Below are 18,339 nucleotides of genomic sequence, written 5' to 3' on the forward strand. Positions count from 1 at the left end.
GTTGACTGATGTGGAAGCGCAAAACTCCTTTGTTTTATCCAAATACCCCATTGATGTAATTCTTCGTCATTTCGTGTTTTGGATTTTCGAAGATATCTTGTGTCAATCCACTTTCTTTTACTTCTCCTAAATACATAAAATAAGTATGATCCGCGATGCGTTGCGCTTGTTGCATATTATGCGTAACAATGGCAATCGTGTATTTTTCTTTGAGATGGAGAATTAACTCCTCAATTTTAATTGTACTCACAGGATCCAAAGCCGAACAAGGTTCGTCCATTAAGATGACTTCTGGACGTAAGGCCACCGCTCTTGCAATACAAAGGCGTTGCTGTTGACCTCCTGATAAACGATGCGCAGGCATTTTTAAATCGTCTTTTACCTCATCCCATAAAAAGGCTTCCGTTAAGGCTTTTTCGATCACGCTCTTATCGTGTGGAAGGTTGTTGATTTTTAAGCCATACGCAATATTGTCATAGATGCTCTTAGGAAAGGGATTTGCCTTTTGAAACACCATTCCAATGCGCTTTCTAATTTCCGTTACAGGTATGTTTTTAGCGTAGATATCTTGATCTTCTAATTGGATTGTACCTTGAATCTTAGCATAGGGAACCAAGTCGTGCATGCGGTTAAAGCTGCGCAACAACGTACTCTTTCCACAACCCGAAGGACCAATTAAAGCTGTGATTTTATTTTCTTCAAATTGTACACTTACATTCTTTAAAACGTGTTTGCTTCCAAAGCTAATGTTTAACTGATCAGCAGATAATTTAGTTTTCATTTTTTCTGAATTTATAACGGATATAAAATGCGCTTAGGTTTAATAAAAACACCACAATAATTAAGACTAAAGCCGTTCCATAGGCAATGGGTCTCACTTCGTCAATCGATTGGTGTTGGGTAGATAACATGTATAAGTGGTAGGGGAGTGCCATGAACTCTTGATTGATATACCCATTAGTATCGCTGATGTAAAAGGCAGCACCCGTAAAGAGGATGGGGGCAGTTTCTCCGGCGGCTCTAGATAGGGTTAATACCACTCCCGTCAAAATACCAGGAACAGCAGATGGAATCACCACATCTTTGATCGTTTCAAATTTGGTTGCTCCCACAGCTAAAGCAGCTTCTCTGGTGCTGTTGGGAATTTGCATTAATGCTTCTTCCGTTGTGGTAATGATATACGGAAGAGAAAGTAATCCTAAGGTTAATCCAGCAGCTAAAAGAGAGGTACCCAACTGAAGGGTTTGTACAAATAAAGCCAAACCAAATAACCCGTAGATAATAGATGGCACACCTGATAAATTTCGAATAGCTGCGCGAATGATACGCGTTAACCAATTGTTTTCAGCATATTCATTCAAGTAAATCGCACAACATACGCCAAAGGGAATACTGAACAAGGCTGTGATTAGTGTAATTAAGACCGTTCCGATGATTGGCGTTAGGATTCCTCCTTTGGTCATTCCTTCTTTCGGAACGCTCGTGATAAACTCCCACGAAAGACTTCCCACTCCTTTACTTACAATTTCCAAGAGGATAACAACCAAGAAAAAGCAAACAATAAGCGTGGTTCCCACTAAGGTTCCCCATTCAAGGATAGAAGATAATTTAAATTTATTAGGCTGCATGGTATTTTCTTAAGCGGTTGATAAAATATTCTCCTACAAGATTGGCAATTAAGGTCATAAAGAACAAAACAGTCGCTAATGCATATAAGCCGTAGTAGTGCGTGGTTTGATAGGGTACTTCCCCCATTTCAATGGCGATAGTCGCTGTCATGGTTTTTACCGAATCGAAAAACCCTGTTGGGATTAGAGCAGCATTACCTGTTGCCATTAATACCGTCATGGTTTCTCCAATCGCGCGTCCTACACCCAACATAATAGCGGAGATAATTCCAGGCGCTGCTGCGGGGATGATTACCTTGCGAAGGGTTTGCCATTTCGTAGCACCTACACCATAGCTTGCTTCTTTATAGGTTTTAGGTACCGCGTGAATCGCATCTTCGGCAATGGTAATAATCGTTGGTAGCGCCATGACTGCTAGTAATATCGCACCATTTAAGGCATTCAAACCATTGGGTAAACCAGCCATATCTGCTAATCCTGGACTCACGACAACAATGCCCAAAAAACCAATCACAACAGAAGGTACAGCAGCTAGCATTTCAATCGCGGGTTTTAAAATGTTTTTGAGTCGTGTTCCCGCATATTCAGAGATAAAAGCGGCTGTACCAATCCCTAGGGGAATGGCGATCAGCATTGCTCCAAATGTAACAAGTGTTGTACTCAATATCAGTGGTAACATACCGTATGCTGGGGTTTTTGCCGTTGGATTCCATTCCATTCCCGTGATAAAATCAAGTGGTTTTACAGCGGTAAAAAAAGAAATCGAATTGTAAATCAAAAGCGCTAAAATTCCACCTAGCAAACAAAGAACTAATAACCCTGTTGCTTTAAAGATATATTGAAAGGCAATATCTAAACTTATTCTAACTTTATATTTCATTTTATGGTCGTTCTATGATGTAATATCCGTGTTCCTTAATCAGCTGTTTACCTGCTTCACTGTTCTCAAAGTCGATAAACGGCTTCACCTTTTCCCAAGAATCCTCTAGGATAAATTGATATAAAGGACGTTGAAAAAAGTAGAGACTGTTATTGATGGCGTGTGCATCGATAGGGGAGTACGCAACTGAGGTAGGCGTTTCTTTGATACTGAGTATTTTAACTGTTGGATTGGTTGCCGTTTCATGGGAGATATAACCCGCACCTACATAGCCAATACCCGATTTATCGGTTTTGATTCCCTCGAGAATCTGGGCATTACCCGTCATCTCTTTGGCAGCATTAGAAAATTCTATTTTGAGTTTCTTTTTAATAAATGAATGCGTTCCTGAACTACTCTGACGCCCATATATATTAATAGGTAAATCTACATCCGTCAGTTGATTCCAATTGGTGAGTTCGCCTTTCATGATTTTGGCTAGTGTTTCAAGGTCGATCTCTTCAATGGGAAGATCCTTGTGAACGACAAAAGCTGTAGCATCTTCAGCAAAAATAACTGTTCTTACCTCGATTTTTTTGTCTTCAAATTGTTGGATTTCCTTGTCTGATAAAGGACGAGAAGAATTGGCAATATCCGCCTGACCGTTTAACAAAGAGGTGATTCCGATTCCCGATCCCCCTCCAGAGATAGCAATACTAAAATCGGCATCTACTTCAGTGTACTTTTCTGCTAAGTTAACCGCAAGGTTAACCTCGGTATCCGATCCTTTCATCTTGATCGAATGATTCTTGTCTCCACAGGATAACAACAGCAAAGACGAGAGAATGAGCAGGTTTTTTCGTGTTAGAATGTATAGCTGTTTCATTGGCACAAAAAACAGTGTTTCTTTTAACGTAATGATTACTCTAATATTATCAATGTGTTAAGCGTGTGTCGGGATGAAGTGAAAATTAATGTAGACTTTTCACTGTAGTTAAATGGGGAGATTCTAACTGCTTGCTGTGTTTTGTCTCTTTTTCACTCTAGTAGAAAGACAAGGGAGCCAAAAAAAAGGAAGGAAAGAGGGAAAGGGTAGAGGAGTCGCTCAGTAGTTTATAAGCAAAGAAAAAGCGCTAACTAGTACAAGAAACTAGTTAGCGCTTTTTTGTAAAAGGGTTAGCTTTTTATTTCACCCAATATTGAACAATTCTACCTTCATATACATTAGAAGAGCCAATTCGGTTCAGTCGGTGTGGTCGCCAATTGGACCAACCTGCTTTACAGTTACTTTCTCCACCGAAATCATCCGTGCTATCACTACACGTACCAATGTGGTGATTTAATTGACGCTCAGTATTCATGTAAAGACCAAACAAATCATTGATGTCGTATTTGCGGAAAATAAAGGAGTTTCCAGCACCTGCTGTTCCCGAAGGATAAACATAGGCAACTGTAGTTGACGTATTTCCAGCATACCCCAATGCTCCGTAAAAACCGGTAAAGAATCCCGATTGACTATACATACCTGGAGGATTCGCAGCAAAACGAACTCCATCAAAATAGTAGTAGTAATCTGGATTCGTTGTTCCTGGTTTGGTTAGCGTTTTTCCGAATAATTTACCCTCTGAGGTATTGTTTGTTAGATTTCCTGCAAAATTAGAAGTTGCTGGATTACCTGTTAAAGTGGTTACGTTCCAATAGTTATCTAACGTCCAACGGTCGTTAATTGGTGCAACAGTAGTGCTTTCAACCTCTTGATAGGTCGCGTTTGGATCTGTTGTATGTCCTTTTTCTTTAATGGTAAATCTAAAGTTTTTAGTAGCTCCTAAACTGCGTCCAACATTATTTACAGTTGCCGCTGGTAAAGAGAAGTTATACTCGTTAAACTTGCCTGTTTGTGAGGTAACCATTCCTCTTCCCGGTTGACTTCCAATTGATTCGTTTTGGCTTCTGAAATCGACTAAAATGAATTTCTCTGACATCGATTTTACCAAAGTCCAGCCGCCATTACTCATATCACAATACGTTTTGTACTTGTTGCTTGAACCATCTTGTACCCAATAATACCCATCTGTTGCCGTTGGGTTTTCATCGAGAATTTGGATGCATCGATCTGCTGGTTGTACAAATGTACCTCTTCCACTTTTTATTTGAACGGTAAACGAACACTGAGCTGCCGGAGAAGTAGGAATCGCAAACGTATACGTTGTTGAACCTATAGCTGCCGGAGTTCCCTGTGCATAAAAGCGAATAGAGGTTGTAGCGTTGGTAATATTAATAGAACCCGTTGAGAATTTAATCCCATTAATTGTCGGTGTCTCAAGTAAGATAGAGCCTGTTGTGATTACATCCGTTACTGGAATATCTACATAGTGACCTCCTGTAACCGCTAAATTCGCATAGTAATCACCCGTTACGACCGCTTGACTACAGTTTACGTTAAATTGTGTAGAAGCACCAACAACCGTAATTTTAGGTAAACTACAATTGGCGATCACATCAACACCGTTAAATTTTACGGTAATTTCATCCGTTGTTGGACCGTTTAAAGGAGATCCTTGTCCTTCTAACACCACCAGCTGATTGCCCGTTTCTGTAAAAACACCAGAACCAGAAAACGAATACCCATTTCCTGTATTAATTAGGATTTGATACGTTCCTGGTTCAGATATATTTAGCGATAAAGTGTATGTATTTGACGTGTTTAGCGCACTTCCTTGTGTGTAAGTTCCCTGTGGTCCAACAGGTGGATCACAGTTGAGGAAAGTAAATTGTGCAGGATCATAGGTACCGCACATACTCAACCAACGTTTAATTTGACCATCGTAATAATTTAAACAGTTTGTTGTTGTATTAAAAATCATCAACCCATTGGCTGGATTTTCAATGCCGTTTCGCTGAATCGTCGACAAACGAGGAATTAACAGCCCCTTGCTATTAGACGTTATTTCCATTTGTGCATTTTCATTAATCATATTGGTTCCAATACCAATACTTCCATTTTGGTAAATGCTTTCGTGGTTCATCGATGCAGGTAAACCCGTATCTGCAGACATCCAAGGTTCAGAATCCATTAAATGCCACATACTTGTATAAGCATTAAAAACATAAAATCCTGCATTGTAAATATAGGAAGTTGTAGGACCTTGTCCATCTGAATCCATTACATAAACCATTGTTCCATGTTGATCTTCCCCATATTTGCTCGCGTCGTTATCCAACTGTTCTACGGTTACTCGAGGGAGTAATAGACCATTGGGAGGGCCAGAAGTAGTGGCCTTTATTTCCATACTCACTTTGGGATCTCTTGTATGCACACCCACCTGAGCAAGCATACTAAAGCTATAGAGTAAGGATAATAGAATAAATACTTTTGTTTTCATAAAAAAATGTGTTTTTATTCAGAAATTATTTTAAATCCTAAAATTATCATATTTTTATGTTAAAAGCAATGTGTAGTGTTATTTTTGTTAAATAAATAAAAAAATACTTTAATATGTCAAAATAAATAGAATAAAATATATAAATTATTGATTTAATGTCGTAAAAGGTGAATTGTTTGAGAAATGTGTGGGTGGTTTACTCGTGATTTAGTCCTAAATACATTGGTGTTTCTGTTTCTTATTCGTGAAATGCGATTTTTCGTGAACTAAAGTGTTGATTATTATGAGGTTTGATCATTAGGGGAAATGCTTATCTGTTGCCTTACAGGTAATTGTTGCGATTAAGGGGGCTCAACGATGTGTGCTTATTTTATTAAGGAAGAAGGTCCTAATTTATTGAGGTTTAGGAGTGCTGAATTTGCTCCCTAAATAATTGCCGAGAAGTGAAAGGTTAGCAGTATCCAACCATGAAGCTTGTGATTACACCAAAGTAAAAAGAGCCTTACACAAAGTCACTTCGAGTTTATGCAAATTAAAATCTTTGTTAGCTGTCATTGGTTCTGAATTTTGAGTTGTTGATTTTGTAGATGAATCACCCTCTTTTTTCTTAGCACCTCCGACCAATAAAAAAGCATTACTCAAGAGTAAACGAGCTATTTTTTATTTAAAATACTTACGCAAGGTACTACTATAGTCCTTGAGGTAGATCATCTTCTAAATTATCCTGTATTTGAAGTAGAACCGCAGAAGATAGGTGTGGTGTTTTATTTTCCAAATAGATTTTGCCAAAATCCCTTTTTCTTCGTTTCAGCTACTTCTTCTACTGTCGTTTTTACGTACTCAGTATGCGAAAGTATTTCACTATCTGTTAAGTTGGGGTCTGTTTCAATCTCTTTTAATTGCTCAATGACTGCTGCTTCATATAGTAAGGCTCCTTCTAGGTCACAATTAAATAAATTGGAATAACAAGTAGATTCATTGAGGTCTAGTGGATTAGGTTCGATAACTTCGGTTGCTTCTAAAAGACCTAGATTGTGCTCTTTGGCATAGGTTAACGCGTTGATAAAAACATTGATTCTCCCATGTGAATAGAAATCGTCTAGTTCTTTTTTAATGCTGTCATTTGCGTGGTAGTCTGATAGTAATTCCACAACATTTGCCGCCGACATATAAACGCCAGAGCTGTAGTTTTCACTTATCGCATTGTGGATCGGGTTAGGAAGATCAACAGTTAAGACCTCTTGCCACGGGGTTGTGTATTTTTTAAACAATGGATGCTCTTCCATCAAAAAAGAATAGGCAGAACCTCGGGTGTAAAAGAAGGTTCTGAAAAAGCCTTGTATTACAGCTATATAATAGCCATGTGTCTTGTCAAAATTAGCCGTTGGGGGTGTTTGTTTCGCTACGTCAAGGGTATCCCTGTATTTCTCTATATAAAAATCATCCATTTGATGTTTTTTAGCCAATTCCTCAAGGGTTGTATCGTCTTGAAGCAAATCAAAATACCAGGCTTGCATTTCTTGTTCTTTTATCGGATGGTAGCTTATATCAAATCCCATAGCTGTTTTTTTATTTGTGCGTGAAAAGATGTCTTGCAATTGTGTGGAATAGATTTGTATTCGGCTCCATTTCCTACATGCAAAGAATTTGAGCTAAAGTACTACATGTTTTTTTTATTTCACTCTCTTACATCTAATTTCTGTGTATTTAATTGCATTATCTTCCTTATTTAGGGGATTAGGTAGGGAAGTCATAAACGTGAATTCATCCTCCGTCAAATGAGTGATGAGCATTTCTTCTTTTACACCTGTATCGTCTACGGTATGGATGGTGTGATCTTGAAGGGTATAAGATAACTGAATTACCTCCTCCAAGCACTGGTCGTTTTCGTCTTTTCCTATATAGGTAACAAGCTCGATTTGATCCGTAGTAAAAATCCAAGTTAGGTTTCCACACCCAAATTCATCTTTTGGTGTCGTTTCGGTTAAAAACTTGGCCTCTCTATCGTAAAGCCTAGCTGATGTTAGTTCCCATGTTCCTATTACATCTGCTTCGCGATATGTTTTTGTGGCTTCTTGCTCCTTGCAGCTATATAAGGCTAAGGTCAAGATAACAAGTAGGAAAAGGTGGACTTTTTTTTTCATAGTATGCTGTTTTGATTTCATCCGTGGTTCATGCTAAATTCATTTTGTTTCTATTCTTGATTAAAAGTTGGAGGCGAAATTTCTTTGACAAAGAGTAAACCGTCATAGGCCTCGTAGAATATCTTATGGATTAAAATTCGATGCAAAGGTTTAGGTTGGTACCCACCTCCACCAAGGAGTAAATATTTTGCTTTTTTGGTAAAAAAAGGAGTGGGTTCAGTTCTATACGAATCTTCCATATCGATGAAAAATATAGGTTTATCTACCGCCATTAATACCTTCGCGTATGTATTGGGGAAAGGTTTAGTGATAAGATACGTTTTCCAATAAGGTCCTTTTTTCTTATCCGTTACATATCCGTGTATTGTACCTGTACCAAAGTCGAATCCGACACTGTAATACTCATCTTGATAGTGCTCTTTCAAATGGCGTCCTAGATTAATTATTCCACTGCCAGTATCATACATTTCCTTTTTGTTTATATGTTCGTTATGTGCCCAGATAAAAACTTTTTCGTTTGCTGCTTGCTGATCCACAATGTATTTTATATTTTCAAACATTTTTAAATCTCGGAATTCAGCACTAGTAGGATATTTATCTTTCATGGTGCTTGCATATTCGGTATAACTAATCAAGTAATTTAATGCTCTTTCAATGCTTTGATAGCTTTCCTTATCTAAATTGTAACGCAAGATTTGTTGTTTTAGTTGCTGTAATTTAGGTACTTGAAGTGACCACCAATCCGTAGGTTTTTCATAGTCAATCTTTTTAGTTGAACAACTGTCTGCTACCACTAGTAGGTCTTCATCAATCGCAATTTTATTCAATGCAACAAAATCTCGTATTTCAAGATTAATTTTCTGACCTAGCTGCATGTCCATACCATAAAATCGTATCTGTTCTTCTTCTGGTTTGTCCCTATTGTAAGTACGCATCCATTCCAAAAGATCAATGACTTCATTGGCATACCAAAATGCAAGATTAAAGTTATTGGCTATTGTTTTTTTATCTCTTTGTCCTCCTTTTATCCATTCATTTATTCCCGCTTCAGCTTGATAGCTTTCTTCCATAATAAACACTTTAAGGCCTTTGTTTTGGACTAAATACTTAAAGAACTTTGCCTTTATATCAAAGAATTCTTTGGTATTATGCGAAGCCTCTCCGAATCCATAAATTCTTGCCCTTTCAAATTGAATAGGCATGTTGTTATGAAAGATAGTAAGTTCAGAATCGGGATTTGCATCTTCAATAGTGATGGAATTCTCCGTTAACCAATGTATGGTTTCTTTTTTTTGTGCAAAGAAAAGAAGGGGAGCAAGGAGTGCTAGACTAGTGATGATTTTTAGCATACTAAATTAATAGGGGGGATAAAATTGTTTTTCGTCTATTTTTAATTCGTGGATAAAAGCTAATTTTACTTTGTCGGCTTCATAAAAATCGAAATAATTAAGATCAATATTTTTAGTGGTTTCGAGCTCCTTGTATAGCGAAATTATTCGTCCCTTATAGGAACAACTAGCAATAAAGTTATTGAAAAATTGTTCACTTTCTATTTTGTCGGCATACAAAATCAGAAAATCAATGGGCATTATGCTTTTTTCTGTGTATGTATTGAACTGTGTTCCATTTACTTTCAAAAAATCAATTGCATTTTGAATATTGTCAAATAAATTGAAAATAGGTAATGCGTAATCATTTAGTAATGCTGCAATCTGATTTATTTCATTTGTTCCATTCATTCCTGCTACATTCCATTTTCTATAACCACAGGGACTTAAGTAACCTAGTGTATTCGAATAAACTGCTCCTTGACAATGTTGGTTTCCCGTTTGTTTGATTTGCCAATCTTTAAGTTTTTTAGAATAAATAGTTAGATGGGGAAGAACTTGAATGTCACAAGCAGCATTTAAATAACTTGACTGAAAGTAAATTTCATAGATCAAATCCTTATTCACTGAAACTTTTTTCAGTGTTTGTCCTTTTTGTAAAACTTTAAAATTGCTGTCTTTCAAAAGATTTGCAATTTCAGAACAAGCGTCAAGAAATATTGTTCGGGTGTTTTTTTTACTTTCCATGTTAAAAATTGTCAGATTTCGAGATTGGTTATAAGCGTTGTTTTACGCTTGCTACTACACGTTTTTGTTGGCGAAATAAAACTCGATGGTGTTTCGTCAACGAACACGTAGCGGTGTATTGCGTTAAATTATATACGAATATAATTAGTTTTTTGTGAATTAGGCAGGGGTAACCTCCGCTCATTTTAGTTGACCAAACAAGGATTAAGTCAAACTACCTCGGTTGTATTTTTTTATTTTCAGCATCAAAGTAGGGGAGTGGCAATTTGTCCTACTAATAGGATCGTTCCTTTCAAAAAAGAAATTGCAGCGCTCCTAACAAGGTAAATAGGTACAAAAAAACAATACCTCACTCCGCTAGCGTGGTGCTTTTTTATTATTTCCATGATCATTTTTTTTATATCCCCCCCCCCCCCTTATTTGCTATTCGTTTGTTGTAACTTTGTTGCTTCGACTGACTCCCAATCGTTTAACTGTTTGTTTTTCTTCGTTTGGGTGATGAAAACGATCACAATAATATGAAGAAAGAACAAGGGGATAAAGAACGAGTACATTGGACGGTATGTATAAGCTGTCATGGTCTTGGAAAGAAAAACAAAGGACCTCGAAAAAAAGCGAAGTTGACCAAACAAATACCAGTTCATTCCGCGGGGGGTAAAGGGCATTTGTCTTCTTATCTTCACGCTTGTTCTACATGTGGAGGATCGGGTATTGTTCCCGCTCCTTTTCCTCCAACTCCAACAGCGAAATACCCACATGTTGCTATCATAGGCGGCGGTATCGGTGGCATGGCATTAGCGGTTGCTTGTTTACACCGTGGAATTCCCTTTACCATGTTTGAGCGCGATGAGAATTTAGATGCTCGTTCTCAAGGGTATGGACTCACCTTACAACAAGCGAGTAAGGCTTTGAAAGACTTTGGTCTTTTAACGTTAGAGGAGCAAGTAGTCTCGACCAAACACGTGGTTCACCAAACGGATGGAAAGGTTCTCGGTAGCTGGGGATTCCGAAAATGGCAACTTTTAGCTCCCAATACATCCCCAAAAAAATGCAATATCCACATCGCTCGTCAATCGCTTCGCTTCGCTTTATTCAATCAATTGGGAGAACAGCCAAAGGTAAAATGGGGACATCAATTACTCGATTACAACTCTGTCGCAACTGATGAAATTGAATTGACATTTCGGGTGAATGGAGTCCTTAAAAAAGAGAAAGCGAATCTCGTTGTAGGTGCTGATGGAATCCGCAGTGCTGTTCGTCGATTGAGTATGGGAGATGAAGTTACACCGCTGCATTATTTGGGCTGTATGGTTATTTTAGGTATTTGTCCTTTAGCTGCTGTAAAAGATTTGACAACCAGTACTTTGTTAGATGCTACGACGGTCTTCCAAACCGCTAATGGCCAAGATAGAATCTATATGATGCCTTATACCCATGATTCAATGATGTGGCAACTTAGTTTTCCTATGGAAGAAAAAGAAGCGATTGCCTTAGCGCAATTGGGGGGTGAAGCACTCCTGGCAGAAGCTTCTAGAAGAACCCCATGGCATGATCCCATTCCACAGCTTGTTCAAGCTACTTTACCCGTTAAAATATCAGGTTATCCTGTATACGACAGAGCATTACTAACTCCTGAAAACTGGAAGGAAAACGATGCTATTACACTTTTAGGTGATGCGGCTCATCCCATGAGTCCGTTTAAAGGGCAAGGCGCAAACCAAGCCTTATTAGATGCCTTACTCTTAGCGCGTATGATTACTAAAGGATGTGCAGCAACACCGTGGAGAGAAAAGGGTTTAAGAACTGCTGTATTAAACGACTTTGAAGCGGCTATGTTCACACGAAGTGCTGAAAAAGTAAAAGGCTCGGCTCAAGCCGCTCAGCTGCTTCATTCCACCTTCGTTTTAGAAGAATGCGATCAACCTAGGGGGTCCGCAGTAAAATCAAAAAAACATAACATCTGAAACAAGAACAAATAGGGGAGAGACTGCAAGGCCGTTTGAACTGTTTTGAATTATAACTTTTGGGTTTTGCGTTTGTTGATGTTGAAGCTATGCATTCCTAGTGCTTCTTCTTTTATATGTAGGTTCATTGACCATTACTGCCGTTTATACGCTTCGTGGTTGTGGTTAAAAATTGAGGGTAATAACTTCGTTCAATTCGACTAAAGTCTCGAGTGCAATCCGTGACTTTACCGTTACTTTATCTATACGTCTATATCTAGCCCATAAACACCAATCTGCAAGAGCAAGTCATTTTGAAAGCTCGATTCTAATTTCGTGTGTCTCAAAACATAAGTTGCTGTTTTTTATTAAATTTAATTAGGTTTTGGCGGAATAGAAAGCCAAAACTTTAAATTTTAATCTTAACCTGCGATTGTGGTAAACCCTTGTTAGCGTTAGTAATTTTTGTCAATTTTTATTTATAATCTCTTCTAGTTCTATGTCAGATAAAACTCTGTTTTCATCTAAAAAATAATTTTCCCCAACATTCGTTGCTTCTGATAAAATAGCGATTACTTTTGTACCTGTTTTTGTCTTTGTTTCATTCCAACATTTTGTCAAAAATGAGCTAAGTAAGAAAAACTCAATATCATTAAATTCTTCTAAATCAAGGTCATCAAATTCTTCAAATTCTTCATCATTTCCAGTTAGCTCATACCATAATTCACTAAATATTTCACGAAGTAATAAATTTTGATTGTCAGTTTTTATTTCAAACCTTGGATAATCTTCATAGGTGTAATTATCTCGTAAACTTGGAATTACAAAAAGGTAAAAGTATTGGCACAGATAATAATAGACACTGAACTTGTCTATTTCTTCTGAAATGTTTTTTTCTTTTTCAAAACCTTTGGTTTGAATTTTATAAAACATTTCAAAAACTTGATTTTCAATAGGGATAAGAACAAATTTTGGGTAAATGTCTTTCCATTTTTCAACTAAAAAATCAAAAATTTTTTGATACTTCCAGTTCATTTCATCTGTGTTGTTGGAAAAACATACTTTGTATTTTTCTTTCGCAACTACATAAGTTTCACCAATTAAATCCCAATGTTTTTTTAGTAATTCAGATTGTATATTTAGTTCTTCGTGTTTATTCATCAGTTTCGTTTTACTATTACCGCTAATGCGGAAGACTACAAAAATAACACCTATATGCGTATTTCGTAAAATCTTAAGCTAATTTACATAAAAAGCCAATTATATATTTTGGTGTAAAATTGGGTGTTTATGATTTAACTGATTAAGTATCAGTGTTTATTTCGGAGAAAGAGGGATTACAGACTCGATGGCGCGGATTTAAGGTACAAATCCGCGCCATCGGGACAGAATATTATCAGAGGTATAGCGTTTAATAAAGTAATGGCGAAACGCATGGGGAGTGAATATGTACACGAACTTTGGACATTGGGGAAGTTTAGTAAAGTAGACACTTTCCTCAAAGGAGGAGGAGAGGTAATCAGTAGAAAGGCTACGCAGCTAGCAGACATTTCCCTTGATACTGCATATAAATACATAGAGGAGATAGGAAAAAAATATCATAAGAAAACTGTGATGAATCCAAAAAGAGCAGGAACAGATGTGTTAAAAGGAGATAAAAAACTCCAAGTCCCAAAACAGGAGAAGGGAATACCTGATGCTGTTAAGGAACATGCAGGTAAGGCAGATGTAATCATACAAGAAGTAGAAGAAGTAACAATGAAAATGCTAGAATGGTGGAATAAAAAATAAAAACAATGAGAAAACTAAGATACATATACCAAAATTGGAGTAGAGAATATTATAAACTTAAGTCAGAAGAAGATACTTGTTGGTACTACAGTAATTTCTATAAATCAGATATACCTAAGAAAGTCTTAGCTGAGAAGACTGTAGATGTAGAGACATGGGCGAAGTATGCTTATGACATGAATAGAGAGTTTATGAATAGAATGTGGGCAGGAGAATTTGCTTTTTGTAGTAAAGAGTTTAATGAGAAGGTAGATGATATTGCTCGCGCTTTTAATGTAACTGCACTCATAGACGTTATTGATCAACCTTATGCTTATATTAGATTTGGAGGGGCGTTTGCTACACTTTTCTTTTTAGATGAGCACAAGCGAGTGTTTATGCAATATACATTTCAGAATGCAGTATCCTTTGATACATCAGAATTTAATAAAGAGCGCTTCAGAAGAGGAGAATTATTCTTAGTGGAGCTAGAAATTTTTAAATATCCAGAAGAGATGATAGATGGCGATTGGAGGAATAAGGATTATATCTCTTATGCCTTTAACCCTGATGGATATCTAGAGGTCACGAAGATGTATGATATCCGCAGTGGTAACGGGATAGAAGAGAAGTATGTAGCTGAGTCACCTGTGAATGTAGAGAGTAACTGGGAGCCCTACCCTAACTTCGGAGAATGGGATTCTATCTTTAGGATGAAGCGATGGGCAGAGGGAGAACTTGCAGAGGGATTTAAGAACCCTACGGACTATACAGAGTAAAAAGGAAAGTTATGAGCAAGTTATCAGATTTATTATTCGGAAATACTTATTGCTGGGTATTGGATATCCATTTTTGAACTTACACACTTTAAGAGACAGTGCCATTATAAATAGTAAATTATGTATATAACTCGATGGCGCGGATTTAACTTCGTTCTATTCGGCTGATGCCTCGGGTGCAATCCGTGACTTTAGTTATACACACAGGCTAGAAGTCCACACAATCAGGTTTAACTTCGTTCAATTTGGCTAAAGCTACGAGTGCAATCCGTATCTATATCTATCCTTTAAACACAGCCTCAAGATTATTTTTAAATCTGAATAATTACATATCAAACTGAAAAAGTAATTATGTATTTACAACAACCTCTTTTTTTACAATTTAGCGCACGGATTACAAATCCGCGCGATCGGGTGATCTGTTACTATGCTTTATCGCTTATTTCCCTTGATCTTAGCTAAAGGAGCAAAGTTGCCTTCTTCGAATACCCAAGTGATAATATCATCTGCTGTAGCCTCGTACAAAAAAAAACTAAGAAAGATTAACTCACTTAGTTTTTTTGAGGATTATTTGCTTTATATAGACATCTGAAAGACTCTCAATAAAAGATACAATTTAATTATTGAATTCCTATAACATCCATTTCATATAAATCTATATGATATAAAATACTTTTATAATCACAAAGAGTAAAGTCCAAAACGTTCTGAATCAACTAACCCAGGTTGCTTAAAATGTAATCCGTTTTCACAACAATAGTTATAAATTCTATCACTTTCAGATGCTTTTTTAAACGTTATATAAGCTACTTTTAAAAACTTTAGCTCTTTTAATCGCTCAATGAAAATATCTGCATTTATATCTACCAACTCTGTAATCATTAAAGCTTTTAAATTAGTCATACTAAAGATTGAATTTACATCTGTTAATTTTTTTAAACCTACACATTGAAATAACTCTATATTATTGGCGTATTTAAAAATTGGAAGTTTTTCTACAGTAGAAATATGTCCCAACCTAATAGCTTTCAAATCTAAACTTGAAATAGTATCTTCAAGATTAAGTTTATTACATCTTTCTAACATTAAAGTCCTTAAATTAGGAAAAACTGCATTTAATAACTCTGCACTTTTTAATTCTTTTGAAATAAGTAATATTTTCATAAAAGGATTAATAGATAATTTACTTAAGTCTAATGAAGATACTCTTAATATTTTTAAACTATTTTGTATATTTAAAAATTGGTGTTGCTTATTAGTGATCCCGCTCTCAATTCTAAAGTGTTTTAACGTTGTAAATTTATTCAACACTTCTAATGAAATACCCTTTTTAAACCTATTCATTAGTTCTAAACTTTCTAAATGCTTAATATTTCCAAGTTGATCAAGAGTACTAATTATCCCCATATTAACTGCAATACATAAATTTTGGACATTACTTAGATATTGTAATGCACTTAAATCGCCTTCTTCCAAAAGTTTTTTTGTTTCGATTTCATACAGTACTAATATTTCGGAATACTTGACAAGAAGCTCATTTAGCATCCTCAAGCATTTAACATCATAATCTTTATTAATTATACAAATACTTGATGTATTAATTAATTTATCCTCTAATGTTAAAACATTCTCTTGGTTTATCTTTGAAAAAAAAAGTCTCTGCTTCATTATTATATTATTTTGTTATTTACTACTTCCAATACATCCACCACCTGATCCATTTGTTCCATAATGCTCGTTAGCTCTAAAAGGTTGTTGTACTTGATTGTATTGAACATCTTCTTAATTTTAACAATAGGGGGGGCTATGTATGTAGCAGTTAACAATACTATTGATAAATCGGAGTAGCAGATACTAGTTAATGAAAAAGCTAAATTAATAAATCAATTAGAAAATGTAAATCAATTTTTTGTTGAAAATCCTACATAATTAACTGTATACTCAAGATTATTTTCAAAAGCATATTCTGTCCCATTGTTTAGGGGTATACGAAATAAGCTCTTTTGGTATATTATCATCAAATTCTGATGAAAGAAGAACTTCTAATGTCATCTGTTCATCCAATATTTTATCGATAATACCATTATATTTGGTAAATTCTAATCTATACATATTTTATCATTTAGGAAAAGTCTAAATATTCTCCTTTTAGTAGATTTTTATAGTCTATTAAATATTCATAATCAACATATGTCAATGGTTTTTTTATGAAATTACTAGATACATTTACCTTTGCTTCTTTTGTTAGTTTGGAATACGTTTCTTTTATTTTTGAATATTTCGACTCATAGTAGCTCATATTTTCTTTTTCATTATCAAATGAAATTTGTTTAGTTATTCGTTCAGAGTTGTTATTAATTTTAAGCTCAATTTGACTTAGAAATAACTTTCCTTCTGGGTATTCTTCTATTATGTCATTCATAAATTTTCTCCAATTATACTTATGAAGGACAATCCGCAAGAAGCTTTCATATAAATTATCTTCTAATGTTAGATATTCAATTATAATATCTAAACTATCAACAGATATAGAAACAATTGCAATATCATCCAAATAAAAGGTTAGATAGTAATTCTTATTGTGTTCATAAGCATACTGAGCCCATTTATTAGAAGTTTCTAAATGTTTTTTTTCTTCTTTTGTAGGATTATTATCTAAGTCTATATCAATAATATACTCTAATGTTTCTTCTTCTGTACTAATAATCTTATTTACTGAATTATACGCACTAAATTCAATTCTATATTTTTTCATCATTTAAAAATACTTGTTATATCATCAATAATTTTAACATTTCTATCTGCTGCATATTTTAATAAGTCATCAGAAACACCTTTCATATTTTCTACTTGTAAATATACTGTCTTATCCAATGTTTTACCTGTTTCTACTATTTTTGCTTTAGAATATTTGGCTGCATCACGAATATATGCTTTTGTTGTTTCAGGTTTAATCTTTGTTAAATCAGTTGCTTTTCGTTCTATAGCTATTGTTCCATCAATGATAGCATCGACATATTCTTTCGCACCATTGGCACGACCTGCTTTTTGGTTCCACCTGTTGATATCCCATTTGTGACTAAGAGAAGTCTCTTTGCGAATACCATCTACTGTGATTCTAAGGTAAATACCTCTTAAATCACTTTTCTCTCTACTTGGTTTGAGAAAGAAATTAATTGATAACTGTTTTTCTAACATAATTCAACTGTTTTAAATAGTAATAAATGTCGAATTAAAACACCCAAAATCACAGTTTAAAACTCTCTGGTACCCTTTGGTGTCAGGGTTTGCTCAGTTAAAAGGTGCACATTGCTTACCTATTTTTTTGTGCACCGAATCTGTAACTTTTTTTTGAGCATTTTTGAATAAAATGCGATACCCTTAAAAAAGAAAAAACCTATAACTCGTTGTGAATCATAGGTTTTGTGCTTTTTTGATGACTTTTGAAAAAGTTATCTTTTATAAATCAGCGGAGAAAGAGGGATTACAGATCCTATTCGGGGTAAATAGACACAAAGAAAACCAATACCTCGCTACACTCGGTATTGTGCTTTTTTTATTTCCAAAAAGTGATGCTGAGAGTAAAACTCTCCAATGAAGAGAGGGATTAAATATCCTATTCGGGGTAAATAGACACAAAGAAAACCAATACCTCGCTACACTCGGTATTGTGCTTTTTTTGGATCAAGCGCAAAAGTTGGGGAGGAAGTTGTAAAATAATATATTTGCATCATGATGGATAGCAAAGAAATACTAAA

At 35.6% G+C, this 18,339-nt stretch carries 16 protein-coding genes; 3 read left to right on the forward strand and 13 right to left on the reverse strand.

Annotation, left to right across the window (positions count from 1 at the left end):
* Positions 1-34: 34 nt before the first annotated feature.
* From pstB to ACPDG9_RS12645, 9 genes are all read right to left on the reverse strand, one after another.
* Positions 35-781: a phosphate ABC transporter ATP-binding protein PstB gene (pstB, locus tag ACPDG9_RS12605; RefSeq protein ID WP_430528078.1), complete on the reverse strand. Its 747-nt coding sequence runs from the start codon at positions 779-781 to the stop codon at positions 35-37.
* Entirely contained in the window at positions 771-1,628 is an 858-nt protein-coding gene (pstA, locus tag ACPDG9_RS12610; protein ID WP_430528079.1) for a phosphate ABC transporter permease PstA, read from the reverse strand. The genes pstB and pstA overlap by 11 nt, the downstream gene beginning before the upstream one ends.
* Complete coding sequence (gene pstC / locus ACPDG9_RS12615; protein ID WP_430528080.1) at positions 1,618-2,508, reverse strand: phosphate ABC transporter permease subunit PstC; 891 nt, start codon at positions 2,506-2,508, stop codon at positions 1,618-1,620. Before pstC ends, pstA begins: the two co-directional genes overlap by 11 nt.
* A gap of 1 nt (position 2,509) precedes the next feature.
* Positions 2,510-3,373 carry a PstS family phosphate ABC transporter substrate-binding protein gene (locus tag ACPDG9_RS12620; protein ID WP_430528081.1) on the reverse strand — a complete coding sequence of 288 codons (864 nt, stop codon included), beginning with the start codon at positions 3,371-3,373 and terminating at the stop codon, positions 2,510-2,512.
* A 298-nt stretch (positions 3,374-3,671) separates the two neighbouring features.
* Positions 3,672-5,870 (reverse strand): fibrinogen-like YCDxxxxGGGW domain-containing protein, encoded by a 2,199-nt coding sequence (locus ACPDG9_RS12625; protein WP_430528082.1) that lies wholly within the window; start codon positions 5,868-5,870, stop codon positions 3,672-3,674.
* 764 nt (positions 5,871-6,634) lie between these two features.
* Positions 6,635-7,429: a hypothetical protein gene (locus tag ACPDG9_RS12630; RefSeq protein ID WP_430528083.1), complete on the reverse strand. Its 795-nt coding sequence runs from the start codon at positions 7,427-7,429 to the stop codon at positions 6,635-6,637.
* A 114-nt stretch (positions 7,430-7,543) separates the two neighbouring features.
* Positions 7,544-8,014, reverse strand: coding sequence for a lipocalin family protein (locus tag ACPDG9_RS12635; protein WP_430528084.1), 471 nt, complete (start codon positions 8,012-8,014; stop codon positions 7,544-7,546).
* Between the two features lie 50 nt (positions 8,015-8,064).
* Entirely contained in the window at positions 8,065-9,363 is a 1,299-nt protein-coding gene (locus tag ACPDG9_RS12640) for an erythromycin esterase family protein (protein WP_430528085.1), read from the reverse strand.
* Between the two features lie 6 nt (positions 9,364-9,369).
* Positions 9,370-10,089 carry a hypothetical protein gene (locus ACPDG9_RS12645; protein ID WP_430528086.1) on the reverse strand — a complete coding sequence of 240 codons (720 nt, stop codon included), beginning with the start codon at positions 10,087-10,089 and terminating at the stop codon, positions 9,370-9,372.
* Between the two features lie 518 nt (positions 10,090-10,607).
* Between ACPDG9_RS12645 and ACPDG9_RS12650 the strand changes: the two genes are divergently transcribed.
* Complete coding sequence (locus ACPDG9_RS12650) at positions 10,608-12,053, forward strand: FAD-dependent oxidoreductase (RefSeq protein ID WP_430528087.1); 1,446 nt, start codon at positions 10,608-10,610, stop codon at positions 12,051-12,053.
* Positions 12,054-12,500: 447 nt separating this feature from the next.
* On the opposite strand, the gene ACPDG9_RS12655 is transcribed toward ACPDG9_RS12650, so the two are convergent.
* Positions 12,501-13,193: a hypothetical protein gene (locus ACPDG9_RS12655; RefSeq protein WP_430528088.1), complete on the reverse strand. Its 693-nt coding sequence runs from the start codon at positions 13,191-13,193 to the stop codon at positions 12,501-12,503.
* A 261-nt stretch (positions 13,194-13,454) separates the two neighbouring features.
* Here ACPDG9_RS12655 and ACPDG9_RS12660 point away from each other — a divergent pair, with 261 nt between their 5' ends.
* Positions 13,455-13,823, forward strand: a complete 369-nt coding sequence (locus tag ACPDG9_RS12660) for a hypothetical protein (RefSeq protein ID WP_430528089.1) — start codon at positions 13,455-13,457, stop codon at positions 13,821-13,823.
* Positions 13,824-13,828: 5 nt separating this feature from the next.
* Positions 13,829-14,581 (forward strand): hypothetical protein, encoded by a 753-nt coding sequence (locus tag ACPDG9_RS12665; protein ID WP_430528090.1) that lies wholly within the window; start codon positions 13,829-13,831, stop codon positions 14,579-14,581.
* A gap of 681 nt (positions 14,582-15,262) precedes the next feature.
* Here ACPDG9_RS12665 and ACPDG9_RS12670 read toward each other — a convergent pair.
* From ACPDG9_RS12670 to ACPDG9_RS12680, 3 genes are all read right to left on the reverse strand, one after another.
* On the reverse strand, positions 15,263-16,249 hold the full coding sequence (locus ACPDG9_RS12670; RefSeq protein ID WP_430528091.1) for a hypothetical protein: 987 nt from the start codon (positions 16,247-16,249) through the stop codon (positions 15,263-15,265).
* Positions 16,250-16,703: 454 nt separating this feature from the next.
* Complete coding sequence (locus ACPDG9_RS12675) at positions 16,704-17,339, reverse strand: hypothetical protein (RefSeq protein WP_341324253.1); 636 nt, start codon at positions 17,337-17,339, stop codon at positions 16,704-16,706.
* Positions 17,336-17,779: a hypothetical protein gene (locus tag ACPDG9_RS12680; protein ID WP_430528092.1), complete on the reverse strand. Its 444-nt coding sequence runs from the start codon at positions 17,777-17,779 to the stop codon at positions 17,336-17,338. The genes ACPDG9_RS12675 and ACPDG9_RS12680 overlap by 4 nt, the downstream gene beginning before the upstream one ends.
* Positions 17,780-18,339: the final 560 nt, after the last annotated feature.

Source organism: Myroides sp. C6-3, from assembly GCF_050522425.1.
In the GTDB taxonomy this organism is placed as follows: Bacteria; Bacteroidota; Bacteroidia; order Flavobacteriales; family Flavobacteriaceae; genus Flavobacterium.